Origin of the sequence: Streptomyces uncialis (genome assembly GCF_036250755.1) — a bacterium.
Lineage (GTDB): Bacteria > Actinomycetota > Actinomycetes > Streptomycetales > Streptomycetaceae > Streptomyces > Streptomyces uncialis.
Genome location: NZ_CP109583.1, coordinates 1,741,734 through 1,765,836 on the forward strand (window position 1 = coordinate 1,741,734; position 24,103 = coordinate 1,765,836).

At 73.3% G+C, this 24,103-nt stretch carries 18 protein-coding genes, 1 tRNA gene and 1 pseudogene; 2 read left to right on the forward strand and 18 right to left on the reverse strand.

Features of this window, described 5'->3' with window-relative positions; all coding sequences use genetic code 11:
• Positions 1–70: 70 nt before the first annotated feature.
• The 5 genes and pseudogenes from OG711_RS06905 to OG711_RS06925 all read right to left on the reverse strand — a co-directional run.
• Positions 71–1,252, reverse strand: a pseudogene (locus OG711_RS06905) (lysylphosphatidylglycerol synthase transmembrane domain-containing protein); the annotation flags it as partial.
• Entirely contained in the window at positions 1,236–2,096 is an 861-nt protein-coding gene (locus OG711_RS06910; protein ID WP_329558754.1) for a class I SAM-dependent methyltransferase, read from the reverse strand. The pseudogene OG711_RS06905 and the gene OG711_RS06910, both read right to left, overlap by 17 nt.
• Entirely contained in the window at positions 2,093–3,175 is a 1,083-nt protein-coding gene (locus OG711_RS06915; protein WP_329558755.1) for a glycosyltransferase family 4 protein, read from the reverse strand. Before OG711_RS06915 ends, OG711_RS06910 begins: the two co-directional genes overlap by 4 nt.
• A 263-nt stretch (positions 3,176–3,438) precedes the next feature.
• Positions 3,439–3,837, reverse strand: coding sequence for a 6-pyruvoyl trahydropterin synthase family protein (locus OG711_RS06920; RefSeq protein ID WP_329558756.1), 399 nt, complete (start codon positions 3,835–3,837; stop codon positions 3,439–3,441).
• 305 nt (positions 3,838–4,142) lie between these two features.
• Positions 4,143–5,078, reverse strand: coding sequence for a zinc-dependent alcohol dehydrogenase (locus OG711_RS06925; protein ID WP_329558757.1), 936 nt, complete (start codon positions 5,076–5,078; stop codon positions 4,143–4,145).
• Positions 5,079–5,355: 277 nt separating this feature from the next.
• On the opposite strand from OG711_RS06925, the gene OG711_RS06930 reads away from it, so the two are divergent.
• Both OG711_RS06930 and OG711_RS06935 read left to right on the forward strand, forming a co-directional pair.
• A complete protein-coding gene (locus tag OG711_RS06930) occupies positions 5,356–6,114 on the forward strand; it encodes a CDP-alcohol phosphatidyltransferase family protein (RefSeq protein ID WP_329558758.1) in 759 nt (252 codons plus the stop codon).
• A 123-nt stretch (positions 6,115–6,237) separates the two neighbouring features.
• Entirely contained in the window at positions 6,238–6,459 is a 222-nt protein-coding gene (locus OG711_RS06935; protein WP_329558759.1) for a hypothetical protein, read from the forward strand.
• 178 nt (positions 6,460–6,637) lie between these two features.
• Here the strand turns inward: OG711_RS06935 and OG711_RS06940 are convergent.
• The 13 genes from OG711_RS06940 to OG711_RS07000 all read right to left on the reverse strand — a co-directional run bounded on the left by OG711_RS06940 (position 6,638) and on the right by OG711_RS07000 (position 24,035).
• Positions 6,638–6,725, reverse strand: a tRNA-Leu gene (locus OG711_RS06940).
• 193 nt (positions 6,726–6,918) lie between these two features.
• Positions 6,919–8,112 (reverse strand): sugar phosphate isomerase/epimerase family protein, encoded by a 1,194-nt coding sequence (locus OG711_RS06945; protein WP_329558760.1) that lies wholly within the window; start codon positions 8,110–8,112, stop codon positions 6,919–6,921.
• Positions 8,109–9,527 (reverse strand): nucleotide pyrophosphatase/phosphodiesterase family protein, encoded by a 1,419-nt coding sequence (locus OG711_RS06950; RefSeq protein ID WP_329563656.1) that lies wholly within the window; start codon positions 9,525–9,527, stop codon positions 8,109–8,111. Before OG711_RS06950 ends, OG711_RS06945 begins: the two co-directional genes overlap by 4 nt.
• A gap of 122 nt (positions 9,528–9,649) precedes the next feature.
• Positions 9,650–10,819: a metabolite traffic protein EboE gene (gene eboE, locus OG711_RS06955; RefSeq protein WP_329558761.1), complete on the reverse strand. Its 1,170-nt coding sequence runs from the start codon at positions 10,817–10,819 to the stop codon at positions 9,650–9,652.
• 3 nt (positions 10,820–10,822) lie between these two features.
• Positions 10,823–11,677, reverse strand: coding sequence for a TatD family hydrolase (locus OG711_RS06960; protein WP_329558762.1), 855 nt, complete (start codon positions 11,675–11,677; stop codon positions 10,823–10,825).
• Complete coding sequence (locus OG711_RS06965) at positions 11,677–12,408, reverse strand: EboA domain-containing protein (RefSeq protein WP_329563658.1); 732 nt, start codon at positions 12,406–12,408, stop codon at positions 11,677–11,679. Before OG711_RS06965 ends, OG711_RS06960 begins: the two co-directional genes overlap by 1 nt.
• A gap of 260 nt (positions 12,409–12,668) precedes the next feature.
• Positions 12,669–13,646, reverse strand: a complete 978-nt coding sequence (locus tag OG711_RS06970) for a sugar phosphate isomerase/epimerase family protein (protein WP_329558763.1) — start codon at positions 13,644–13,646, stop codon at positions 12,669–12,671.
• Positions 13,643–14,596, reverse strand: coding sequence for an SCO3242 family prenyltransferase (locus OG711_RS06975; RefSeq protein ID WP_329558764.1), 954 nt, complete (start codon positions 14,594–14,596; stop codon positions 13,643–13,645). The genes OG711_RS06970 and OG711_RS06975 overlap by 4 nt, the downstream gene beginning before the upstream one ends.
• A gap of 107 nt (positions 14,597–14,703) precedes the next feature.
• On the reverse strand, positions 14,704–15,957 hold the full coding sequence (locus OG711_RS06980) for an inositol-3-phosphate synthase (RefSeq protein ID WP_329558765.1): 1,254 nt from the start codon (positions 15,955–15,957) through the stop codon (positions 14,704–14,706).
• A gap of 335 nt (positions 15,958–16,292) precedes the next feature.
• On the reverse strand, positions 16,293–19,985 hold the full coding sequence (locus OG711_RS06985) for a ThuA domain-containing protein (protein WP_329558766.1): 3,693 nt from the start codon (positions 19,983–19,985) through the stop codon (positions 16,293–16,295).
• Positions 19,986–20,586: 601 nt separating this feature from the next.
• Complete coding sequence (locus OG711_RS06990) at positions 20,587–21,591, reverse strand: sugar phosphate isomerase/epimerase family protein (protein ID WP_073790346.1); 1,005 nt, start codon at positions 21,589–21,591, stop codon at positions 20,587–20,589.
• Between the two features lie 15 nt (positions 21,592–21,606).
• Complete coding sequence (locus OG711_RS06995) at positions 21,607–22,836, reverse strand: Gfo/Idh/MocA family protein (RefSeq protein ID WP_405672898.1); 1,230 nt, start codon at positions 22,834–22,836, stop codon at positions 21,607–21,609.
• Positions 22,837–22,991: 155 nt separating this feature from the next.
• On the reverse strand, positions 22,992–24,035 hold the full coding sequence (locus OG711_RS07000; protein WP_073790560.1) for a substrate-binding domain-containing protein: 1,044 nt from the start codon (positions 24,033–24,035) through the stop codon (positions 22,992–22,994).
• Between the last annotated feature and the right edge of the window lie 68 nt (positions 24,036–24,103).

Genomic DNA, 24,103 nt, shown 5'->3' on the forward strand with positions numbered 1-24,103 from the left:
CCAGCGCACCGGGCAGGGCCGCGACGACGGCGAGCACCCCGTACAGCACCGAGACCGTGAGGCCCTGGGCGGCGCCGAGCCCGGCGGCGCCGAACGCCCAGGCGGTGACGCCCTCCCGGGGACCCCAGCCGCCGATGTTCAGCGGCACGGACATCGCGAGCAGCGCGAGGACCATCAGCGGCAGCAGCACGGCGAACGGGGCGGTGACCCCGGAGACCCGGGCGGCGAGCCAGAACAGGACGAGGTGCCCGGCGAGCACGGCGGCGGAGACGCCGAGGACGGCGGGGGCGGTACGGCGTCCGTACAGCGCACGGCGGTCCGCCCGGGCGGGGGTGGCGGGGGTAGCGGAGGCGGCCGAGGTGGCTCGGACGGTACCGGCGGGAGCGGCGGGAGCGGCGGGGCGGGCATCGGCCCCTGCGGCGGCACGGGCGCGTAGTGCGACGACGAGTGCCGTCGCCCCGCAGCCGACCGCCAGGACGGCCGCGGTCCACGGGCCGGTGAGCGCCCGCCGGGCGTGGTCGGCGACCGGGGACGGGAACGCGGTCAAAACCACGGCGGCCACCGCCAGGAGGACGAGCTGTCCGGCCGTGCGTTCCAGGACCACGGCCCGCACGCCCCGCCCCAGTTCCCCGTTGCCCCGGCCGTGCCGTACCGCGCGGTCCACGTCCCCGACGATCCCGCCGGGGAGGACCGAGTTCAGGAAGAGGGCCCCGTAATAGTCGGCGACGGCCCTGCCCAGCGGGAGGCCGAGGCCCAGCGCGCGGGCCACCAGGCGCCAGCGCCAGGCGCTGAGCACCGTGGTGAAGGCGCCGAGAGCCAGGGCGGCAAGGACCGCGGCCGGGGTGACGCGAGTCAGCCCTTCGGTGACGGCGGAGGTGCCGAGCCGGGACAGCAGCAGGGCCAGGATCGCCGCCCCGGCGAGCGGCGGCAGCCAGGTCCGGAGCCTGCCCGGCGGATCGCGTTTCGGGGTGTGGCCGGGCAGGGCGGGGTTGGGCGGGGCATTACCGGGTGGGGCGTTGCCGTCGGAGCCTTGTCCGGACTTGGCGTCGCCGTCGGAGCCATGACCGGGCGGGGTGTCCACGGGCGGGGTGCTGCCGCCGTGCGGGGACCGTGCCGTATCCGTACTGGCGTCGTCCGTACCCGTACCCGTACCCGTGTCCGTACCCGTACAGGTGCTCGCCGGACGGGCGGAAAGTGCGGGTGCGGGTGGGGGTGATGCCGGGGTGGTGCGGGGGTCAGGGGGTGGGGGCATGGGGGGTGCGGCTTCCTCGGGGGAGGGCGAGGACGTCGGCGTGGTGGACGGTCACCCGCAGGTCGCCCGTCGCGCAGGCGGCCAGCCGGCGGGCGCGGTAGGCGTCCAGCCGGGCGGCGAGGTCGGGGCGTTGATCCCGGGCGGCGCCGGTCCAGCCGCGCAGCCATTCGGCGGTGAGGGCCGCATGGGCGGGCCCCAGGCGCCAGGGGCTCTCGTGCACCCGGACCGTCATCCCGTGCCGGGTGAAGGCGGTGGTCGCCGCCTCGACGGCGCCGGGTCCGAGCAGCCCGGAGCGGCGCTGGTGGGCGTTGAAGGCACGGGCGACATCCGCGTCGAACGGGTCCGCGGGGGTGAGTTCCACCCGGCCGACGACGGAGAGGGCGAGCAGCGCCGGGCAGCCGGCACCCGCGCAGGCCGCCGCCAGCCTGTCGACGGTGTCCGAAGTAACGATGTCAAGAAAAGCAGACATCGTCATCAGTGAGGCACCGGCGAGGGCGGACGCCGTCAGCCGGGACACGTCCCCCCCGCGGGTGGCCACGGTCACCGGTGAACCGTCGGCGGCGGAGCGGGGTGTCCGCTCGGCGGCGAGCCGGGCCAGGTCCGGGTCGTGGTCGTGCAGCACCCAGTGCTGTGCCATGGGGAGCCGGGGCACCAGCCAGCGGGCCATGGACCCGGTGCCGCACCCCAGGTCGTGGACGACCAATGGAGTTCCGGACCGCGCGTGGGCGACCAGTCCGGGCCGCAGCGGTCCGAGGAGCGCGGCGGAGCGGGCCGCCGCGTCGGCGGGTTCGCGCAGGGCCAGCCAGTCGGGGGTGAACCTCGTGGGGTCGGCGGTCGCCGTCACACCGCGCTCCAGGTGTCGCGGCGGAGCTGTTCGAGGACCCCGGACAGACTGCGGGCGGTGGTGGCCCAGCCGTCGAGGGAGGTGCGGCGTGACCGGGCGGCCGCCTTGAGCCGCTGGCGTTCGTCGTGCTCGTCGAACCAGCGGCGGACGGCCGTGCCGAGGGCGGCCGGGTCGGTGTCCGGCAGCAGGACGCCGGGAACGCTGCCGTCGGGTGCGCGCCCCACCGCTTCGGGCAGCCCGCCGATCTCGGTGACCAGGACGGGGATGCCCCGGGCGAGGGCCTCCGTCACGGCCATGCCGTAGGTCTCGCTGTCCGAGGCCAGGACCATCAGATCGGCGCGGGCGTAGCTGGCGTTCAGCTCGGCGCCCACCTGGGGCCCGGCGATCCGTACCCGGCCGGTGAGCCCCAGTTCGTCGACGAGGGCGCGCAGCCGGGACACATAGCCGGGGTCCTGGTCGAGACCGCCGACCAGGACGCAGCTCCAGGGCAGGTCCGCGACCGTGGCCAGCGCGCGGACCAGCCGGTGCTGTCCCTTGCGCGGGGTGAGCGAGCCCACGCACAGCAGCCGGGAGATCCCGTCGGTGCCGGTCGCCAGGGGTGCGATGTCGGTGCCGGGGGCGGCGACATGGACCCGGCGGCTGGCCAGCCCGTGGTGGCTGACGAGCCGTTGGGCGGCCCAGTCGCTGGTCGCGACGACTGCGGCCGCGGCGCGCAGCGTGGTGCGTTCCAGGGCGTCGAGCTCCGCGGCGGTCGCCTCGTCGAGCCCGCTCTCGTCGGCGAGCGGGAGGTGCACCAGGACCGCCAGTCGCAGGCGTTCGGCCTCGGCGACGACGGTCTCGGGCGCCGGACAGGCCACGATGCCGTCGAGGAGCGCGACCGCGCCGTCCGGCAGTGCGGCGAGGGTGTGGGCGAGGCGGGCCGTGGCGACGGCGTCGGGGCGGGGCCAGTCGCCGTCCACGGTGTGCGCCCGGACGTCCCAGCCGAAGCCGGACAGGTCCAGACTCACCCGCCGGTCATAGGTGTTGCCGCCACTGGGCGCGGCCGGGTCGTCGACACCGCCGGGCATCACGAAGTGCATCGGCCGGGCGTCGGTCGGGACGATGCGGGAGGACGAGGAGACGGAGGTACCGGCGGAAGTCCCGGCGGACGTACGGGTACCCGTACCGGCGGACGAACTGGCGGACCTACCCGTACCCGTACCCGTACCCGTGCTCGTGTGTGCGGGTGTACCGGCCGAGGTGCCGGCAGTCGCACCGGCGCCGGGGCGGGCGGGACCCACGGGCGGGACGGCCTGGGACGTGGCTGCCTGGGATGTGACGGCGGCGGGTGTGTCCGTGCGGGTCACAGGGCACGCTCGTAACTCGCCCAGGCGATGTGCGACTCGTGGAGGGTGACGATGATCCCGGCGAGTCCGCGGGCGCCTTCCCCGAGCGCTCCGGAGGCGACCCGGTCCGCGAGCCGGTCGGCGATCACCTTGGCGAGGAACTCGGTGGAGGTGTTGACGCCGGTGAAGTCGGGCTCGTCGTCCAGGTTGCGGTACGTCAGCGCGGCGACGACCGTACCGAGTTCGCGGGTGGCCAGCCCGATGTCCACCACGATGTTGTCCGCGTCGAGTTCGGCGCGACGGAAGGTGGCGTCCACGAGGAACGTGGCCCCGTGCAGACGTTGCGCGGGCCCGAAGACCTCGCCGCGGAAGCTGTGGGCGACCATCAGATGGTCACGGACGGTGATGCTGAACAACGGTTGACCCTCCAGTACGGCATGTCGGTGCGCTGCCGGGGCTCCTGTCCTATACGGCTGCCGCCGGTGTCTCGTTCAGCGAAGTCACCTCCCGGAACCACGGATGTCGTACGGATGTCGTACGGATGTCGTACGGGTGGGCTACGCGGGTGCGCCGGTCAGCAGGGCTGGAGGTCACGGCCCGGGTCACGGCCCGGCCGCGGCGGCCGGAGTGGGCCGGGGTCACCGACCTGGCCCCGGCGCGGTCACAGCCAGGGGCACGGCCAGGATCGCGGCCCGGACAGCCTCTCCGGGCGCCGCTCCGGTCACGGGGCCCACCGCCCCTCGCTCCCGTAGACGACACGGTGGCAGAGTCCGGGCAGTTCCCCCGCCGCGATACGCGCCATGTCGCGAGGCAGGTCGTCGAAGGCGGACTCGCCGGTGATCAGCGCGTCGAGGGCGGGGTCGGCGAGCAGGTCGAGCGCGAGGGCGAGCCGGTCGCGGAAGTCCCGCCGGGAACGGCGGGCCGGTGACACCGCCCCGACCTGACTGGCGCGCACCACCAGCCGCCCCGAGTGGAACGCCTCCCCCAGCGGCAGCGACACCTTGCGGTCGCCGTACCAGCTCAGTTCCAGCACGGTGCCCTCCGGCGCGAGCAGTTCCAGGGACCGCGCCAGCCCGGCCTCGGTGGCGCTGGCGTGGACGACGAGGTCGCAGCCGCCGAGCGCGTCGTCGGGCGCCGCGAACCGCACCCCGAGCGCGTCGGCGATGGCGGCCTTGGCGGGGTCGGCGTCCACGAGTTGCACCCGTACGCCGGGGAAGCGGACGAGGAGGGCCGCCACACAGGCGCCGACCATTCCGGCCCCGACGACCGCGATCCGGTCACCGACCAGGGGCGCCGCGTCCCAGAGGGCGTTGACGGCGGTCTCCATCGTCCCGGCGAGGATCGCGCGGGCGGCGGGAACGGTGCCGGGGACCGGGGTGACGGCGGTGGCGGGGACGACGTAGCGGGTCTGGTGGGGGTACAGACAGAACACGGTCCGGCCGAGGAGCGCGGCGCAGCCGCCCTCCACCACACCGACGTTGAGATATCCGTACTTCACGGGCGCCGGGAAGTCTCCCTCCTGGAAGGGCGCGCGCATGGCAGTGTGCTGGCTGCGGGGTACCCCTCCGCGCAGCACCAGGGTCTCGGTGCCCCGGCTGACCCCGGAGTACAGGCTCCGCACGACGACATCACCGTCCCCCGGCTCGGGCAGGGGCACTTCGCGGATCTCCCCCTGACCGGGTGCGCGCAACCAGTAGGCACGGGCGGTACGAGCGCCCGCCGGACCGGTACCGGAACCCTGTCCGGTACCTGCGGGGTGAGGTGCGCTGAGGACCAAGGAACAGCTCCTGTCGCGGGCGTGGCGCGGATGGGGCGGGCGGGCCGGGACAGCACTGGTGGTGAACGGTCCCGGTCGGCCCCACGTACTGAGAGCAGAGACCGCGAGTACGGTACGCGGCGGGAATCAGCCCTGTCACCAGGGCGGAAGGTGCGCGATGGCCCTGAACCAGGCATCTGGCGAGGACGGAACGCGGCTGGCGCGGCATGACATCGCGGCGGGCGCGGTGGCGCAGGTGCTGCTGCTCGCGCTGCTGGCCGGGACCGTCGGGCTGGGCCCGGCGGGACGGCTGACGGGGCTCGTCTTCGCGGTGGGGACCTGGCTGCTCCTGATCCGCGCCCTGCGCCGGGCGCGGCCCGGCCCGTTCGGTCCGGCGAACCGGGTGACGCTGGCGCGGGCGACCCTGGTCGGCGGGGTGACGGCCCTGGTGGCGGACTCGCTCGACGGCCCGCCCCGGGTGACCCCGCTGGCGGCGCTGGCGGGGGTGGCCCTGGTCCTGGACGCCGTGGACGGCCTGGTGGCCCGCCGCACGGGGACGGTGTCGGAGTTGGGCGCCCGGTTCGACATGGAGGTGGACGCGTTCCTGATCCTGGTGCTCAGTGTGTACGTCTCCGCCCGGCTGGGGGTGTGGGTCCTGCTGATCGGGCTGATGCGGTACGGGTTCGTGGCCGCCGCGCGGGTACTGCCCTGGCTGAACGCCCCGTTGACGCCGAGCACGGCCCGCAAGGCGGTCGCCGCGTTCCAGGGCGTGGCCCTCCTCGCGGCGGCCACCTACCTCCCCCGGCCGCTGGCCCTGCCCGTGATCCTCCTCGCCCTCACCACCCTGACCTGGTCCTTCGGCCGCGACATCCACACCTTGCACCGAACCCGCCCCCTCCGGGACCCCACGCCCCGGGAGTCGGCGACGGTGGGCTGAGGGCGGGTCGAGACAGGTGCCGACGTGAACGACACGCACGTCAGAGCCGGTTGCTACCGTCAGCCAGGGCCCCAGGCAACGGCCGGAGGCACGGACGCAGCGGTCCGAAGGCGAGAGGGCGTTGTGACGTGGCAGGAATGGGAACAGCTCAAGGCGGATGCGGCGGCGCGCCTGGCCACAGGCACACGTCTCGTGCTGCTCCTGACCGCCGCGCTCCCCGCGTCGCTCAGCTACGTCGGCCTGCGCCGCGGGGCCTTGCCTCGCTGGTGGCTGATCCTGGCGATGGGCCTGCTGGCGATGGCGTGCGTGCGGTGGGGCTGCATTGTCCAGCGTTACCCGCAGTAGCGGGCCCGAGCCGGGTGCGGCAGCGATCCGGAGGTAGAGGTGTGGGCCGGCGAGGGGCTTCCTGGCCCTACGCGACGAGGCGTCCCGGGGTCGCGCCGGTAGGCGCCCACCCGACCCGGCAGAGGTCGCGACCACCGTCGGGAATACAGAAAAACCCCAGATCAACTGGGGTTCCTGCTGGTGTCCGAGGGGGGACTTGAACCCCCACGCCCGTTAAAGGGCACTAGCACCTCAAGCTAGCGCGTCTGCCATTCCGCCACCCGGACCGGTGTGGTGTTCGCGGGGGTGTTCCCCGCGGCGACATGGACAACAATACCAAGGTTTCGGAGTCGCTTTCACCTGTGTATTCGCAGGCCGGGAGGGTGGGTGGCGGAGCGTGCGCGGTTGGTCACCGGAGGTGTCGCGGCGCTCCCGTCCGGCGCCCCCGTGAGGGCAGGGGCGCCGGGCGGGAGGGGTGGGTCAGCAGGCTCGGAGGGCTGCCAGGTTGGTGTAGCCGGTGCGGGCGGAGTCCAGGGACTGGGTGGGGGCCGAGCTGCTGGGGGCGTTGTCCTGTTCGACCATCGGGTTGTGGTAGGTCTTCCGGCCGACGCGGGAGAAGAAGCGTTCGTAGTCGATGTCGCCCGTGCCGAAGGGCACCATGTCGTAGCCGTTGCCGCTGCTCTCGTTGACGGTGCCGTCCTTCGCGTGGAACAGCGGGTAGCGCGTGCCGTTGCGGGCGACGAGCTTCGCCGGGTCGAAGAGGCTGCGGCGCTGGGAGCCGTCGTGCGCGGTGTAGGTGTGGAACTTGTACCGGGCGACATGGGCCCAGAAGATGTCCAGCTCCAGCCAGACGTCGCGGGGGTCGGTCCGCTTCAGGAAGTACTCCAGCTTGCGGACGCCGGAGCTGCGGGTCGGGCGGCCCTGGGCGTCGGGGGGGCCGCCGTCCAGCAGGAAGTCGTACGCGCCGTCGTGGTTGTGGGTGTACAGCTTGATGCCCGCGCGGCGGGCCACGGCGCCGATCGCGTTCCAGTGGTCGGCGGCCTTGTCCCAGTCGGCGCGGTGCGAGGACCAGGTGGGGTCGCCGCCGGTGCCCATGTGGTCCATGCCGAGGATGTTGGCGATCTCCAGGGCCTGCTTGAAACGGTCGAGGTCCGGTGCGGTGAGGGTCGCGGGTATGAAGCCGTGGTTGCCCTGGGCCCGCAGCCCGTAGTCGTCGAGCCAGGAGCGCAGGAGCCGGGCGCCCTGGACGTTGTCGAGGTTCGCGCCGCCGGGGGCGTTCGCGTGCTGGCCGTATCCGGCGAACTCGACCTGCCGGTAGCCGTAGCGGGCGAGCTGCTTGAAGACCTCGCGGAAGCCGGACGGCAGCTCGCTCGCCAGCGGGTCGCGGGCGATCGCGTCCCGGACGGTGTAGAGGATGATGCCGCGCTTGTGGGCGGGGACGAGGGCACGCCGGTCATGGCCGTGGCCGTGCCCATGACCATGGCCGTGGCCCCGGCCGCGGCTGTCCGCGAGGGCCGGGGACGCGCCGAAGACGGGGGCCGCGACCGCGACCGCCCCGACGGCTGAGCAGGTGCTCAGGAAGCGGCGGCGGTCCACGCCCAGGACCCGGCGCAGGGACTCGTCCGGGGTGGCTCCGGAGGCGGGTGCGGAGGCGGGCTCGGAGTGCTGGTTCACGGTCTCTCGCTTTCGCTGGAGGGTTCGCTCGCGGCTTCACCGGAGGGTTCACGGGCGGGGTCGGTGAGACCGGCGAGGGTCAGGAGCAGGGACTTCACCTCGGTGGCCGCTACCCGGTCACCGAACGCGTGGGGGGTGGAGCACAGGAGGAGCGGACCGTCGTCGTCGCTCGCGGGAAGGCGGCCGTGGGTGCCGCGGACGGGTGACGGATCGAGGGGGACGACCGCCATCCGGTAACGCATACCGAGCTTCTTGCGGGCCAGCGCACCCGCCGCCTTGAGCCGTACGTACGGGTCCTCGGGGTCCATGAAGAGTTCCGCCGGGTCGTAGCCGGGTTTGCGGTGGATCTCCACGAGCTGCGCGAAGTCGGGGGCGCGGGCGTCGTCCAGCCAGTAGTAGTACGTGAACCAGGCGCCCGGTTCGGCGAGGGCGACGAGTTCACCCGAGCGCGGATGGTCGAGGCCGTGGGCCTTCTTGCCCTCGTCGTCCAGGAGCTGTTCGAGGCCCGGGAGCCCTTCGAGGGCGGCGCGGGTGGCGTCCAGGTCCTCGGGGCGGCGGACGTAGACATGGGCGATCTGATGGTCGGCGACCGCGAAGGCACGGGACGCCATCGGGTCGAGGTACTCCATACCGTCCTGGGTGTGGACCTCCAGGAGACCCGCGCGACGCAGGGCGCGGTTGATGTCGACGGGCCGGTCGGCGGGGGTGATGCCGTACTCGGAGAGGACGACGACGGTGCGGCCCTCGCGGCGGGCGTCGTCCAGCAGGGGCGCGACCGCCGTGTCGAGCGCGGTGGCGGCGGCATGGGAGCGGGGGTCGTCGGGGCCGAAGCGCTGGAGGTCGTAGTCCAGATGGGGAAGATAGGTGAGGGCGAGGTCGGGGCGGCGGGTGGCGAGGAGGTGCCGGGTCGCGTCGATGATCCACTGGCTGGAGACGAGGTCGGCGCCCGGTCCCCAGAAGTGGAACAGCGGGAACGTGCCCAGCCGGGAGACGAGTTCGTCGTGCAGGGCGGGCGGCCGGGTGTAGCAGTCGGGTTCCTTGCGGCCGTCGGCGTAGTAGACGGGACGCGGGGTGACGGTGAAGTCGGTGTCGGCGCCCATCGCGTACCACCAGCAGATGTTGGCGACGGTGTAGCCGGGGTGGGCGCGGCGGGCGGCGTCCCAGAGCTTGTCGCCCGCGACCAGGCCGTTGTGCTGGCGCCACAGCAGGACGTCGCCCAGTTCGCGGAAGTACCAGCCGTTGGCGACGATGCCGTGCTCGGCGGGCAGGGTGCCGGTGAGGAACGTGGACTGCGCGGCGCAGGTGACCGCGGGCAGTACCGTGCCGAGCGCCGCGCGGGAGCCGGTCCCGGCGAGGGCCCGCAGATGGGGCATACGGGCGAGGAGCCGGGGGGTGAGCCCGACGACGTCGAGCACGAGGAGGGGGGTGGGGGGCGGGGCGTCGGCAACCGCGTCGGCGGGAGCGTCGGCGGCGGGTGCCGTGGACCGGTTGGGCCCGGTGGACTCGTCGGGCGCGGTGGACTCCGGGGGCACGGGGGTCACGGGAGCTCCTTCAGGCCGAGGTCCGTCAGCAGGTCGCGGGCCAGGGTGAGTTCCGCGGCGATCCCGTCGGTGAGCTGGGCCCGGACCCGGGGCCGCAGTTCGGGCGGCAGGGCCTGCCAGGTGTACGTCTCGACCTCCAGGTGCCGGGTCAGCGGCCGGGGTCCGCCGACCAGCCGCCCCAGGGACGCGGTCAGCACGTCGAGCGTCGAGGTCAGCGGCGGGGCGGGCGCGGCGTGCAGCGGTACGTGGAAGTGGGCGCGCCAGGGGGCGCCGTCGGGCAGCGCCGTGCCGGAGACCGCGGGGCCGAGGTCGTCGGTGCCGCGCAGTCCGGCGGCGGTGGCGGTGCGGGTCTGGTGCAGGAACCGGGGTTCGTCGAAGGCGGCGAGGGCTTCGCGTACCTCGGGCAGATGGGGGTTCTCGGCGTGCAGCGCGGCGGAGAGCTGGGCCTTGACGACGGGTACGCCGGCGGCGGTGAGCGCGTCGAGGGCGGGGCCGGGGTCCTCGAAGGAGGTCGCCAGATGACACGTGTCGACACAGATCCCGATCCGCTCGTGTCCGACGGCGGTGAGCGGCGCGATGGCGTCCCGGGTCGTCTCCACGACACAGCCGGGCTCGGGTTCCAGGCCTACACGCACGGAACGGCCGGTGAGGTCGGCGAGTGCGTCGAGCCGGTGGCCGAGCGTGCGCAGGGCGTCGAGGGCGGCCGCGGCGCGCGGCGCGGGATGGTCGGTGCGCCAGGCGAGCGGGAGGGTGGAGATGGTGCCCTCGGTGATGTCGTCCGGGAGGAGCTGGACGAGCAGCCGGGCGAGTTCGGTGGTGTGGCCGAGGCGTTCGGGGTCGGCCCAGTCGGGTTTGTACACCCGGTACTTGACCTCCTCGGCGCCGAATCCCTGGTAGGGGAAGCCGTTGAGGGTGACGACCTCCAGGCCGCGCCGGTCGAGTTCGCCGCGCAGCGACCGGACGGCGGCGGGGTCGGCGGCGAGGGCGCGGGCGGCGTCCCTGGCGAGCCACAGTCCGATGCCGAGGCGGTCCCGGCCGAGGCGTTTGCGGACGGGTTCGCAATGGTCGCGCAGCTGGGCGAGGACCCCGTCGAGGGTTTCGGCGGGGTGGACGTTGGTGCAGTAGGCGAGGTGGACCGTGGAGCCGTCGGGGTGCCGGAAGCGCATCGGTCACGAACCTCCGCGCAGGATGGAGTTGCCCTCATGGGTCGCGCCGGTCCCGGCCCCGGGGACATCGAGGACTAGGCGCCCGCTGAGCCCGTAGAAGGCGACGGGGTTGCGCCACAGCACGAGGTCCACGTCGTCCTCGGTGAATCCGGAGACCAGCATCAGATCGGCGACCTCGCGGGTCTTCAGCGGGTCGCTGCGGCCCCAGTCGGCGGCGGAGTTGACGAGTACCTTCTCCGGCCCGTACTCGTTGAGGACGTCGACCATCCGCGCGGCGTCCATCTTGGTGTCGGGGTAGACGGAGAACCCGAGCCAGCAGCCCGCGTCCTTCGCCTCCTTGACGGTGGTCTCGTTGAGATGGTCGAGCAGGACCCGGTCGGCGGGCAGCGCGGACTCATGGACGGCGTCGAGGGTGCGGCGCAGTCCGGCGAGCTTGTCGCGGTGCGGGGTGTGGACGAGCGCGGGCAGTTCGTGGTCGGCGGCGAGCTGGAGCTGGGCGGCCAGCGCGTGGTCCTCGGCCGGGGTCATCGAGTCGTAGCCGATCTCCCCGACGGCGACGACCCCGTCCTTGTCGAGATAGCGCGGCAGTTCGTCGAGGACGGGCACACAGCGCGGGTCGCCCGCCTCCTTCGGGTTGAGGGCGAGGGCGCAGTGGTGGGCGATGCCGTACTGCGCGGCGCGGAAGGGTTCCCAGCCGAGGAGGGCGTCGAAGTAGTCGATGAACGAGGCGGGTGAGGTGCGGGGCTGGCCGAGCCAGAAGGAGGGTTCGACCACGGCACGGACCCCGGCGGTGTGCATGGCCTGGTAGTCGTCGGTGGTGCGGGAGGTCATATGGATGTGGGGATCGAAGATGCGCATCAGGACTCCTCGCCGGTGGCAGTGGCCGCCCTGGGGGCGGTGAGGGTCAGCGTGTACCGCAGGTCGTCGGGGACGGGGCGGCCCGCCGCGGTCCGTTCCCGGGCCTGGTCGTCGAGCATCCGGGCGAGCTCGGTGTCGCCGCGGGCGCGTTCCGCGAGTGCGGCGACGGCGGTCACCGGGACCCCGGTGAACAGGCACTTGAGCACGGCGTGCCGCCATTCGTGCGCGTCGAGGTGGACGGCCGCGTAGGGGCCGACGGCGGCGGCGACCAGCCGGGTGTCATTGGTGCGCAGCGCGTCCCGGACCAGCGGGAGGGCGGCGGGTCCGGGGACGAGGGCGGGCAGGGCGAGGAGCACCGCGCGGCGTTCGGCGGCGGTGCCCTGGCCGTAGAGCCGGGTGAGGGTGTCGGGACCGGCGTGCGCGGCGCGCAGCAGGAGTACGCGTACGGCGTCGGCGTGCTCGTGCCCGCAGCGGCGTCCGGCCTGCGCGAACAGCGCTTCCCAGCGGGCGGCACCCCGGGCGGCCCCGGACTGCCCGGGGCCGGGTACGGCTCCGGCCCTGTACGCGGACCCGACTCCCGAGACGGCTGCGGCTCCCGAGGCGGGTGCGGATGCGGCTCCCGGTACGGCTGCGGCTCCCGGGACGGGTGCGGCTGCGGCTGCGGCTGCGGCTCCCGAGAGGACGGGTGCGGCTGCGGCTCCGGCCCTGTACGCGGACCCGGCTCCCGGGATGGGTGCGGCTCCCGGGACGGGTGCGGACGCGGCTCCCGAGACGGCTGCGCTCCCACCGTTCACTGCCGCTCCGGCCTCGGCTGCCGGTCCCGCCCCGGCCCCGCTTTCGGCCCCGGACCCGGACCCGGACCCGGCCGCGGTTCCGACCTCCGTCTCCGCCTCGCCCCCCGCCTCGGTGAGGGCCCGGTCGAGCCAGGCGCGGGCGGCCTCGGACAGTGCGGCGCCGAGCTCCTCGCGGGTGGGGAGGTGGACGGGGGCCGTCATGACCGGCCCCCTTCGCCGGGGGTGGTGCGCCCAGTGGCGGGTACGCGGTCGCTTCCGCCGTGGGACGGCCGGGCCGTCGTACGCGGGGAAGCCGGGCGCCGCGCGCGGCGCGCCGTACCGTGTCCGGACGGGGGCGGGGCCACCGAGCGCAGGAACTCCAGCGAGGTGGCGGCGAGCCGGGGGCCCGCGTGGCTGTGCCGGGGCAGTTCCACGCAGGTCAGCCCCTGGTACCCGGTGGCGGCGAGCGCGTCGAGGACGGGCGGGACGTACAGCTCTCCCTCGCCGAAGGGCAGATGGTCGTGGACACCGCGCCGCATGTCCTCGATCTGGACGTGCCGCAGCCAGGGCCCGGCGGCCCGGACGCAGTCGGCGGGCGGCGCGGTCTCCGTCACCAGGCAGTGGCCGATGTCGAGGGTGAGCCCGAGGGCTTCGGGCGAGCCGAGCGCGGTGCGCAGCCGGTGGAACCCGTCGAGGGTGTCCAGCAGATGGCCGGGCTCAGGTTCCACGGCGAGTGGCACCCCGGCGGCAGTCGCGGCGGCGACGACGGGTTCCAGGGTCGCCGCGAGCCGGTCCCACGCCTGATCCTCGTCGACCCCGCCCGGCGCGGGGCCGCTGAAGCAGTGGACGGCGTGCGCGCCCAGTTCGGCGGCGACCCGGACGGCGGTGGTGAGGAGTCCGGTGCGCAGGGCCCGCCGGTCCGGGTCGGGGTCGAGCAGGGTGGGGCCGTGCTTGTGCCGGGGGTCCAGGACATAGCGGGCGCCGGTCTCGACGGTGACGGTGAGTCCGAGCCGGTCGAGCTGCCGGGCCACCGCGCGGGTGCGCTCCGCGAGGTCCGGTGCGCACGGGTCGAGGTGCATATGGTCGAGGGTCAGCCCGACGCCGTCGTACCCGAGGTCGGCGAGCAGGGTGAGGGCGTCGGTGAGCCGCAGATCGGTGAGACCGTTGGTGCCGTAGGCGAAACGGAGGGCGCTCATGTGATGCTCACCCGCCGGGCGAAGGTCCGGGCGGCGGGGACGAGGGCGGCGGTCAGCAGTGCGGTGACGGGCGCTCCGGCGCGGGCGCAGAGCGCGGCCTGGAACGGGATCATCGCCCGGATTCCGGCGCCCACGGCCCGCCGGGTGAGCGGTGGGGACGGGTTGAGTGCCGCGTGCCACAGCGGTACGGCGACGGTGGCGAGGTATCCGGCGGTGAGCGCGCCCTGGAGGCTGGTGCCCGGCAGGCCGAGGGGGGCTGCTCCCCGTCGGCCTGCCGGGGGCGGGTGGGCGCCGGCGGGGGGACGCGGTCCGAGCAGCGTCCGGGCCAGCGCGGTGGTGGTCGCGAGGGCGGTGAGCGGTACGGCGGTGGAGCCGCCGTACGCCTCGTGGCGGGACACGGCGGTCACCGCGAGGGTGTGCGTGCCGAGTGCCGCGGCGGCGGGCAGCGCCCGCCGGGCCCGGCCGCCGTTGGCGGTGGCGCCGAGGACGAGGTCCAGGGCGCGGGCCGTCCCCATGGCCACGGGGCCGAGCGGGGTGTGCTTGAGCCCGAGGTCGTACGCCCACACCGTGGCCGCCAGCGCGGCGGCGGTCGCGAGCGCGGGGCGTCCGGCCAGTGCGGCGCAGCCGATCCCGGCGGCGGTGAGGGCCGCCGCGCCGGTGAGGGCGGCGGCGGGGGCGATCCGCCCGGACGGCAGCGGCCGGTGCGGGCGTTCGACCGCGTCGACCTCCCGGTCGGCCCAGTCGTTGAGCGCCATGCCCGCCTGGTACAGACACACGGAGGCGCCGATGGCCAGCAGGGTACGGCGTCCGGGGCGGGAGGCGACGGTCGAGGCTCCGGCGAGGGCGTCACCGGGGACGGTGAACAGGGCGGGCAGGCGCAGGAGTTCGGCCCAGTCGGCGCGGGTTCCGGCGCGGATCGCGGGGCGTTGGGGGGCGGGGGCCGCCGACACCTGGACCGTGGACGTACCGGGCGCGGACGTACCAGGTACCGACCCACCAGGTACCGACGGACCGGCTACAGCCGGAGCGGGTCCGGGTGCCGTGTCGCGGGGGTCGTTCATCGTTCACCCGCCAGGAGCCTGCCGAACGCCAGCAGTTGCGCGTACTGCTCACCGAGCGCGGCCGGGGCGCCCGGGTCCGGGTCCTTGAAGTAGAAGGCGAGTTCCGGCCGGGGTCCGGCGAGACCGGTCTCGTGGGCGCGGGCCAGCAGCCGGGCCAGGTCGAGGACCAAGGGGGCGGCTAGGGCCGAGTCGCAGCCCTGCCAGGTGGTCTGGAGGGTCATCCGGGAGCCGAGGAAGCCGTCGAAGGCGATGTGGTCCCAGGCCGTCTTCCAGTCGCCGAGCGCGGGGACGTCGTCGATGTGCGTACCGCCTTCGGGGACCGTCCCGAGGGTGTCGGCGAGGACGCGTTCCTTGCCCGCGTTCTTCGCGGCGGCGGCGCGCGGGTCGGCCAGGGCGGCGCCGTCCCCGCCGCCGAGGAGATTCGTCCCGGACCAGGCCCGCACCGTGAGCGCGCGCTGGGCGAACATCGGCCCGAGGACGGACCGCAGCAGGGTCTGCCCGGTCTTGCCGTCGCGGCCCGCGTACGGCAGTCCGCCGCCCTCGGCCTCGGCGGCGAGCGCCGGGTGGTGCAGCCCGGTGGACGGGGTGAAGTTGACGTACGGGCAGTCGGCGCGCAGGGCCGCCGCCGCGTACAGGGAACTGGGCGGCAGGGTGCCGTCGCCGGGGCCGGCCTCCGTGGAGGCGACGTTGACGACGACGGCGCGTGCCAGGCCGTTCACTCGGACGAAGGCACGGATGTCGGCGGCGAACACCTCGATCAGTTCCTCCTCGTCGCGGGAGTCACCGGGCAGCGGGCCACCGGGGCGGATCTCGCGGTCGGCGGCCTCCAGTTCGGCGCGGACCGCGTCGGCGAGGCCGTGCGGGAGGACGCCCTGGTCGGCGAGAGCCTCGGCGCGTTTGGGGAGGGGGCAGTCGAGGGTGTCGTGCCCGCCGAAGACGAGGGTGCCCAGCGGGGGGAGCGCGGCCTCGGTGAACGCGTCGGTCTCGGTGACCATCCCGGTGGCGGGGCGCAGTCCGGCGGCGACGGCCGCGCAGCCCGCGACGGCGGTGGTGGCGACGGAGCCCCTTGCGCCGATCAGCCAGACGCCGGTACGGGCGGGAGCCGCGGCGGGCACACCGCCCGGGGCGGACGTGGCGCGGGCGGACGTGGAGCGGGCGGTGCCGGGCCGGGTGGACGTGGAACCGGTGGGCGTGGACCGGGCGGTGCCGGACGGAGCGGTCGTGGACGGAGTGGTGGGTTCGGCGGACATGGGCAGCCTCCTTGTCGTGCGCGAACCGGGAGCGCGAGGGAACGAGTCGTGAGGGGGCGGGACGTGAGGGGGGGACGTGAGGTGGGGGGCGTGGGTGGCGGGTCGTGGGTGGGGGGAGCGGGTCCCTCCCGCCCAGGGGAGGCGGGAGGGACGACGGCTCCGGGCCGAAGGGCGGCCCGCCCCCGGCGAGGCAAGGGGAAGCGGGCGGGCATCCCTCCGGGAGGGTCCGGAGCGGTGCGGAGTGGTGCGGAGTGGTGCGGAGTGGTGCGGTGCGGTGCCGGATGGTCGGTCCGGGACGGCGGGCGGAGGTCCGGCGTCCTCCGCCCGCCGCCGTTCTAGGCGCCCGGTACGGGCAGTTCCTTCAGCTGGATGTCGCGGAACGCCACCTTGTCGGCGGGTCCGTGGTTCTGGAGCCCGATGTGTCCGTCGGTGAGGCTGCGCCGCGGGTCCTTGTTGGTGAAGTCGTTGACCTTGACTCCGTTGAGGAAGACCTGGAGGCGTTCGCCCTGCACACGGATCTCGTAGCTGTTCCACTGGCCAGGCGGGCGCAGCGCACGGTCACGTGCGTTGATGTTCGCCGATTTGAAGGAGTAGACGGAGCCGGTGGTGCGGTCGGCCCGGTCGGTGGCGTCGATCTGGATCTCGTAGCCCTTGTTCACGGCGGACCAGGGGTCGTCGGAGGCGGGGAAGCCCACGAAGATACCGGAGTTGTCGTCACCGGTCATCTTCCAGTCGAGCGTCAGGGAGTAGGACTTCAGCTCCTTGGCCTGGTACCACAGGAGCCCCATGCCGCCCTCGCTGTTGAGGACGCCGTCCTTGACGGTGAAGCGTCCGGGACCGGCCTGCTTCCAGCCGTCCGTGGTGTGGCCGTTGAAGAGGTCGCGGGCGCCCTGTTCGGGCTTGCAGTCGCCCTTGACCTGGCCGCTGGCGTACTGGAGGCCGCCCAGCAGATGGCTGCGGAAGGCTTCCTCGGCGTACGACTCCTTGGTGTGGCCGAGACCGGTGTAGAAGGACCGGCCGCCCTCGTACGCCTGGCACCAGGCGATCGGGTGGTCGCCCTTCATGGTGCCGCCCTGGTAGGTGGTCTCGTCCAGGGTGGCGAGGACGCGGACGTTGTCCCGCGGGTTGGAGCGGTAGTTGTACCACTCGTCCGTGCGCTCCCAGACGTCCGGGACGGACTTGGTGGCGGGGTGGTCGTGCTCGGTGACCCGGACGGTGGCCTGCTGGGTCGCCGGGTGGGACTCGAAGTACGCGCCGACGAGCTTGCCGTAGTAGGGCCAGTCGTACTCGGTGTCGGCCGCCGCGTGGACGCCCATGAAGCCGCCGCCGTTGGCCATGTAGTTCTGGAACGCCTGCTGCTGGGCCGCGTTCAGCACGTCACCGGTGGTGGACATGAAGACCACGGCGTCGTACCGGGCGAGGTTGGCGGTGGTGAACTGGCCCGCCGCCTCCGTGGAGTCGACGGTGATCTTGTTGTCCTTGCCGAGATCCTTGAGGGTCTGGACGCCGGTCGGGATGGCGTCGTGGCGGAATCCGGCGGTCTTGGAGAAGACGAGGACCCGCCTGGCGTCACGGTCCTTGGGGTCGCTGGAGATGTCGAAGTCGTCCAGGTCGTAGAGCGCTCCGGAGCCGCCCTTGAAGACCAGGTACAGGCTGGTGGTCTTCTTCGGCAGGGCCCGCAGCGGGACGTCGACGTCCTGGAAGGTCTCCCAGCTCCCGGTCACCGGGATCGGCGCGGAGCCGTGCAGGGCGCCCTTCGGGCCACCGCTGCGGACCTCCAGGGAGCCGCCCGCGCCGCCGGAGGATATCCGGGCGGTGAGCTTCTTCGCGCCGGTCAGGTTGTACGGCGTGAAGGAGATCCAGTCGCCGTCGGTGATGTCCCCGACGGTCTTGCCGCCGTTGGCCGCCGGCTTGTCGTAGACGCGGATGCCCTGCTGGGCGCCGAAGTGCTCGGCCTGCCGGTGGCGGGGCTGGAGCTGGACCTGGTCGTGGCTGGTGAGCTTCTCCTGGCCACCGCCGCCGTTGTCGGTGTACTCGGCGTCGAGGACCCCGAAGATATTGGCGTTGGGGTCGTGCTCGGTGTCGGCGGGGGCGGTGATGGTGCCCTCGCAGCCGGTGGCCGAGGTGATCGGGTGGCCGTGGCTGTCATGGCCGAGGATGTAGCGGACGGTGACCTTGGAGCAGTCGACCGCCCCGTCCTCGGGGTCCGTGACCTTCACCTTGAACGGGATCTTGTCACCGAAGCTGAACAGCTTGCCGTCCGGCGGGCTCTCCAAGGTGACGGTCGGCGCGGTGTTGCCGACGACGATCCGGACACTGGCGCGGGCCTTGCGGCCGGTCGGGTCGGTGACGGTGACGGTCGCCGTGTAGGTGCCGTCCTTGCGGTACGTGTACGAGGGTGAGGCGCCGGTGCCGGTCTTCCCGTCACCGAAGTCCCAGGCGTAGGTCAGCGGGTCACCGTCGGGGTCGCTCGCGGTGGCGTCGAGGCGGACCCTGAGCGGGGACTGCCCCGAGGTCTTGGTGGACTTGGCCTCCACGCTCGGGGAGCGGCCTCCGGTGGCGTTCTCGATGCGGTACAGCGCCGAGTGCTCGTTGCCGCCGAACCAGGCGGTGCCGTAGTCGAGGACGTAGAGCGCGCCGTCGGGGCCGAAGCTCATGTCCATGACCTGGGTGCCGGTCCACGGGAACGGATTGATCGACTGGACCGCGCCGTCCCCGCCCTGTTCGATCCGCTTGATCCAGCGGCGGCCGAACTCTCCGGCGAAGAAGTCGCCGTCGTACGCCTCGGGGAACTTGACCGGCGAGTCCAGGTCCGGGTCGTGCCGGTAGACGGGTCCCGCCATCGGGGACTCGGAGCCGGAGCCCAGCTCGGGGACGGAGCCGCCGTCGTAGGGCAGCCACGCCTGCTCGGCGGGCGGCAGGTCCACCAGACCGGTGTTGTTCGGGGAGTTGTTCTTCAGCGCCCCGCAGTCGAACGCGGCACCGGACTCCTTGGTGGCGAAGTCGTAATCCACGTACGGCTCGTTCTTGCCGACGCAGTAGGGCCAGCCGAAGTTGCCCGCCTTGGTGACACGTGCGAACTCGACCTTGCCGGACGGGCCGCGGGTGGCGCTGGCGGCTCCGGCGTCCGGGCCGTACTCACCGACGTAGACGACGCCGGTGGGCTTGTCGACGCTGATCCGGAACGGGTTGCGGAAGCCCATCGCGTAGATCTCGGGACGGGTCCTGTCCGTCCCGGGGGCGAAGAGGTTGCCGTCCGGGACGGTGTACGAGCCGTCCGGCTGGACCTTGATCCGCAGGATCTTGCCGCGCAGGTCGTTGGTGTTGCCGCTGCTGCGCTGCGCGTCGAAGGCCGGGTTGCGGTTCACGCGCTCGTCGATCGGGGTGTAGCCGTCGGAGGCGAAGGGGTTGGTGTCGTCGCCGGTCGACAGATAGAGATTGCCGTCCTTGTCGAAGTCGATGTCGCCGCCCACATGGCAGCAGGTGCCGCGGGTGGCCTTGACCTCAAGGACGTTCTTCTCGCTGGCCGTGTCGAGGGTGCCGTCGGCCTTCAGGACGAACCGGGAGAGCCGGTTGACCCCGTCGAAGCGCGCGAAGTCGGCGGCGGTGCCGGTCTCCGGGGCGTCGCCCGCCGGGGTGTCCATCGGCGGGGCGTAGTACAGATAGACGAAGCGGTTGTCCTTGAAGCCGGGGTCGACCCCGACGCCCTGGAGGCCCTCCTCGTCGTGGGTGTAGACGGGCAGCTTGCCCGAGACTCGGGTGTTGCCGTCGGCGTCGGTGAGGCGGAGCGTGCCGTCGCGGGAGGTGTGCAGGACGCCGCCCTCGGGGAGGACGGCGAGCGACATGGGCTCCCCGACCTCGGGGGCGCCCTTCGCGAGGGTGATCTGCTGGAACTCCTCCGCCGCGGCGGGGGCCCGCGGGGTGTCGGCACCGGCCGGCGGGGCGGCGAGGGCGAGGGAGGCGCCGGCGAACAGTGAGGTGATGAGGAGGGTGAGCGTTCTTCTCGGGGTGTGACGTTTCGTGTGCACGAAATCCCTCCGGGAGGGTCCGGGGAAGAGGGTTGCCGTTCGGCTGTGCGGTGCGGGACCCGGGGTGCGCCGTCACTCCGGTTCGTAGGTGTCCCTTACACCTCAGGGACCGTAGCCTCCTTTATCCGGGGCGGATAGTCCTTGTGCGACAGATAAGTTGAACTTTTTCCCGTGTCAGGACAAAGGGGGGTCCTGGCGGGGCCTCGGCGGTAACCCCCTGCGGGGTCGGTCCCGTTCTGCGGCTGCGGGCTCGCCTCCGGGGGGTCTGTGCCGCTGAGCGCGCTTGTCCCTGTGCGGGTCGTTCGTGGGGTGCGCGGTTCCTCGCGCCCCTGGGTCTGTGCTGCTGGGCGTACTTGTTCCTGTGCGGTACGGACGGGGGTGCGCAGTTCCCCGCGCCCCTGGAGGCTGCCTCCTGCTGTGGCCGGTCGACCGCGGGCCCGCAGGTGTGGTTCCCGCGCGTACCTGACGGACCGGCAGAGGGGGCGCCCCAAAGGGGCGCGGGGAACTGCGCACCCACGAACGACCTGTGCCGGAACACGTACGCCCAGCGGCACGGACCCAGGGGCGCCGAGGCCGTACGGGCACCGGGAACCCGGACCGATTACCCGGCGGAGCCGAACGCCGCGTCGAACGAGGCGGACGGGGGGTCGAAGTCGTAGCGGCGGAGGTGGGCCAGGGCCTCCGGCGCCCCCTGGAGGCGGTCCATCCCCGCGTCCTCCCACTCGACCGACACGGGTCCCTCGTACCCCACGGACCGCAGCATCCGGAACACGTCCTCCCAGGGCACGTCCCCGTGCCCGGCGGAGACGAAGTCCCACCCCCTGCGGGGATCGCCCCAGGGCAGATGCGACCCGAGGCGCCCGTTGCGGCCGTCCAGCCGCCGCCGCGCCTCCTTGCAGTCGACGTGGTAGATCCGGTCCTTGAAGTCCCACAGGAAGCCGACCGGGTCGAGGTCCTGCCACACGAAGTGGCTGGGGTCGAAGTTCAGCCCGAAGGCCGGCCGGTGGCCGACCGCCTCCAGGGCGCGCCGGGTGGTCCAGTAGTCGTAGGCGATCTCCCCGGGATGCACCTCGTGCGCGAACCGGACCCCCTGCGCGTCGAACACGTCGAGGACCGGGTTCCAGCGCTCGGCGAAGTCCTCGTACCCGCGCTCGATCATCCGCTCGGGGACGGGCGGGAACATCGCGACCAGGTGCCAGATGGCGGACCCGGTGAACCCGATGACCGTGTCGACGCCGAACGCGGCGGCGGCCCGTGCCGTGTCCGCGATCTCCGCGGCGGCCCGCCGCCGGACGCCCTCGGGGTCGCCGTCGCCCCAGATCCGGCCGGGCAGGATGCCTTGGTGGCGCTCGTCGATGATGTGGTCGCACACGGCCTGGCCGACCAGATGGTTGGAGATGGCCCAGCACTTGAGCCCGTACCGGTCGAGCAGTTCCCGGCGGGAGGACACGTACGACGGGTCGGCGAGCGCCTTGTCGACCTCGAAGTGGTCGCCCCAGCAGGCGAGTTCCAGTCCGTCGTAGCCGAAGTCACGGGCGAGCCGGCAGACGTCCTCCAGCGGGAGGTCCGCCCACTGGCCGGTGAAGAGGGTGAAGGGGCGGGGCATGGGGAAACGGACCTCCTAGGCCGGGACGGTGGTGTAGACGGAGTTCTTCGCGGCGCTCTCCTCGACGGCGGCCAGCACCCGCTGCACCTGGAGTCCGTCGGCGAAGGAGGGATCGGGTCCGGTCCCGGACGCGATGGCGTGCACGAGGTCGCGGGCCTGGTGGACGAAGGTGTGCTCGTAGCCGAGACCGTGGCCCGGCGGCCACCACGCGTCCAGGTACGGATGGTCGGGCTCGGTGACGAGGATGCGGCGGAAGCCCGCGCTCACGCCCGGTTCGGTGTGGTCGTGGAAGGAGAGTTCGTTGAGGCGTTCCAGGTCGAAGGCGAGCGAGCCGAGTTCACCGTTGAGCTCGATGCGCAGCGCGTTCTTGCGGCCGGAGGCGAACCGGGTCGCCTCGAAGGAGGCCAGCGCCCCGGACGGCAGCCGCGCGGTGAACAGGGCCGCGTCGTCCACGGTGACCTGGCCGCGTGCCGCGCCGCCGGACGGCCCGCCGGCCAGCGGCCGTTCCCGGACGAACGTCTCGGTGAGCGCCGAGACGCCGCTGATCCGTTCGCCCGTGAGGTACTGCGCGAGGTCGATGATGTGGGCGCCCAGATCGCCGAGGGCACCCGATCCGGCGGACTCCTTGCGCAGCCGCCAGGTCAGCGGGGCCTCGGGGTCGACGAGCCAGTCCTGGAGATAGGCGACCCGGACGTGCCGCAGGGTGCCGATCCGGCCCTCCGCGACCATCCGGCGGGCCAGCGCGGTCGCCGGGACGCGGCGGTAGTTGAAGCCGACCATGGCGACCTGTCCCCGGGCGCGGGCCGCCTCGGCGGCGGCGGCCATCGCCTCGGCCTCCTCCACGGTGTTGGCGAGCGGCTTCTCGCACAGGACGTGCTTGCCCGCCTCCAGCGCGGCGATCGCGATCTCCGCATGGCTGTCGCCCGGGGTGCAGATGTCGACCACGTCGACGTCGTCGCGGGCGATCAGCGCCCGCCAGTCGGTCTCGGCGGCGGCCCAGCCGAGCCGGTCGGCCGCGACCCGGACCGCTGCCGGGTCGCGGCCGCAGACCGCCGACAGGACGGGCCGCCGGGGCAGGTCGAAGACCCGGCCCGCGGTGCGCCAGCCCTGGGAATGGGCGGCGCCCATGAAGGCGTAGCCGACCATGCCGATCCCGAGGGGTGGGGCGAGGTGCTCGGTGCGCTGCTCGGGGGTCGCGGCGGCGCTGCCACGGCCGGCCGGGTCGGGCTGTCCCTTGGGGCCCATACGGATGTCCTCCTTCTCGTCGGCGGTCCCGGCACCGCCGGGCCCCGGCCGCTTCACCGGGGCCCGTGCCGCCACCCGGGCCCGTGACGGCGCGGGTGGCGGCCACGGGGATACGGATGCCGCCGTGTTCGCTGTGTGGGGGTGGGCGCGGGCCTCTACTTGAACCCGGTCGCCATGTACTGGTCGACGTTGTCCTTGTCGACGACGGCGGAGTAGAGCGTGACGGACGCCGGGATCTCGAACTCGGCGGTCCCGGATATGCCCTTGCCCTGGCCGAGGGCGCGGGCGAGGTCGATCGCGGACGCGGCCATGGTCGGCGGGTAGAGCACGGTCGCCTTGAGGACGCCCCGGTCCTGCTTGATGGCCTCGAACGCGGCGAGCGCCCCGGCCCCGCCGACCATCAGGAACTCGTCCCGTCCGGCCTGTTCGATGGCGCGCAGCGCGCCGACGCCCTGGTCGTCGTCGTGGTTCCACAGTGCGTCGATCTGCTTCTGCGCCTGGAGGAGCTGGGCCATCTTCGCCTGGCCGGACTCGACGGTGAAGTCGGCGGCCTGCCGGGCGACCTTGCTGATGTTCGGGTAGTTCTTCAGCGCGTCGTCGAAGCCCTGGGTGCGCTGCTTGGTCAGCTCCAGATTGTCGAGGCCCGCGAGTTCGACGACCTTGGCGCCCTTCTTGTCCTTCAGCTTCTCCCCGATGTAGTGCCCGGCGTTCAGCCCCATCCCGTAGTTGTCGCCGCCGATGTAACAGCGGTACGCCTGCGGGGAGTTGAATACCCGGTCGAGGTTGATGACAGGGATGCCCGCACGCATCGCCTTGAGTCCGACCTGGGTGAGCGCCTTGCCGTCGGCGGGCAGGATGACGAGAACGTCGACCTTCTTGTTGATGAGGGTCTCGATCTGCCCGATCTGCGCGGCCGTGTCGTTGGCGCCCTCGGTGATCTCCAGGGTGACGTCGGAGTACTTCTTCGCCCTGCTCTCGGCGTTCTCGTTGATGGCGTTGAGCCAGCCGTGGTCCGCCTGCGGTCCGGCGAAGCCGATGGTGACCGGCTTGCCGGGCTTGTCGCTCGCGGCGGGCTGGTTCTGGTTCGCGGCCGGCTTCTCGTCCTCGGACTCGTTGCTGGTGCACGCCGTGAGCAGGGCGCCCGCGCCGACGGCGGCGGTGCCGAAGAGCAGTCCTCTGCGGCTCGGGATCTGTGGCATGGCGTTGGCCTTCTTCCCTTGAGGGTGCTTCTTGAGGGTGGTGGTGGAGCTGTGGATCCGGGTGCGGG

What these genes read in the sequence shown, in the direction of transcription:
- OG711_RS06915 (WP_329558755.1), bottom strand. Translation starts at nt 3,175, where the DNA reads ATGCACTTCGTGATGCCCGGCGGTGTCGACGACCCGGCCGCGCCCAGT.
- OG711_RS06970 (WP_329558763.1), bottom strand. Translation starts at nt 13,646, where the DNA reads ATGAGCGCCCTCCGTTTCGCCTACGGCACCAACGGTCTCACCGATCTG.
- OG711_RS06980 (WP_329558765.1), bottom strand. Translation starts at nt 15,957, where the DNA reads ATGTCCGCCGAACCCACCACTCCGTCCACGACCGCTCCGTCCGGCACC.
- OG711_RS06930 (WP_329558758.1), top strand. Translation starts at nt 5,356, where the DNA reads ATGGCCCTGAACCAGGCATCTGGCGAGGACGGAACGCGGCTGGCGCGG.
- OG711_RS06960 (WP_329558762.1), bottom strand. Translation starts at nt 11,677, where the DNA reads ATGCGCATCTTCGATCCCCACATCCATATGACCTCCCGCACCACCGAC.
- OG711_RS06995 (WP_405672898.1), bottom strand. Translation starts at nt 22,836, where the DNA reads ATGGGCCCCAAGGGACAGCCCGACCCGGCCGGCCGTGGCAGCGCCGCC.
- OG711_RS07000 (WP_073790560.1), bottom strand. Translation starts at nt 24,035, where the DNA reads ATGCCACAGATCCCGAGCCGCAGAGGACTGCTCTTCGGCACCGCCGCC.
- OG711_RS06990 (WP_073790346.1), bottom strand. Translation starts at nt 21,591, where the DNA reads ATGCCCCGCCCCTTCACCCTCTTCACCGGCCAGTGGGCGGACCTCCCG.
- eboE (WP_329558761.1), bottom strand. Translation starts at nt 10,819, where the DNA reads ATGCGCTTCCGGCACCCCGACGGCTCCACGGTCCACCTCGCCTACTGC.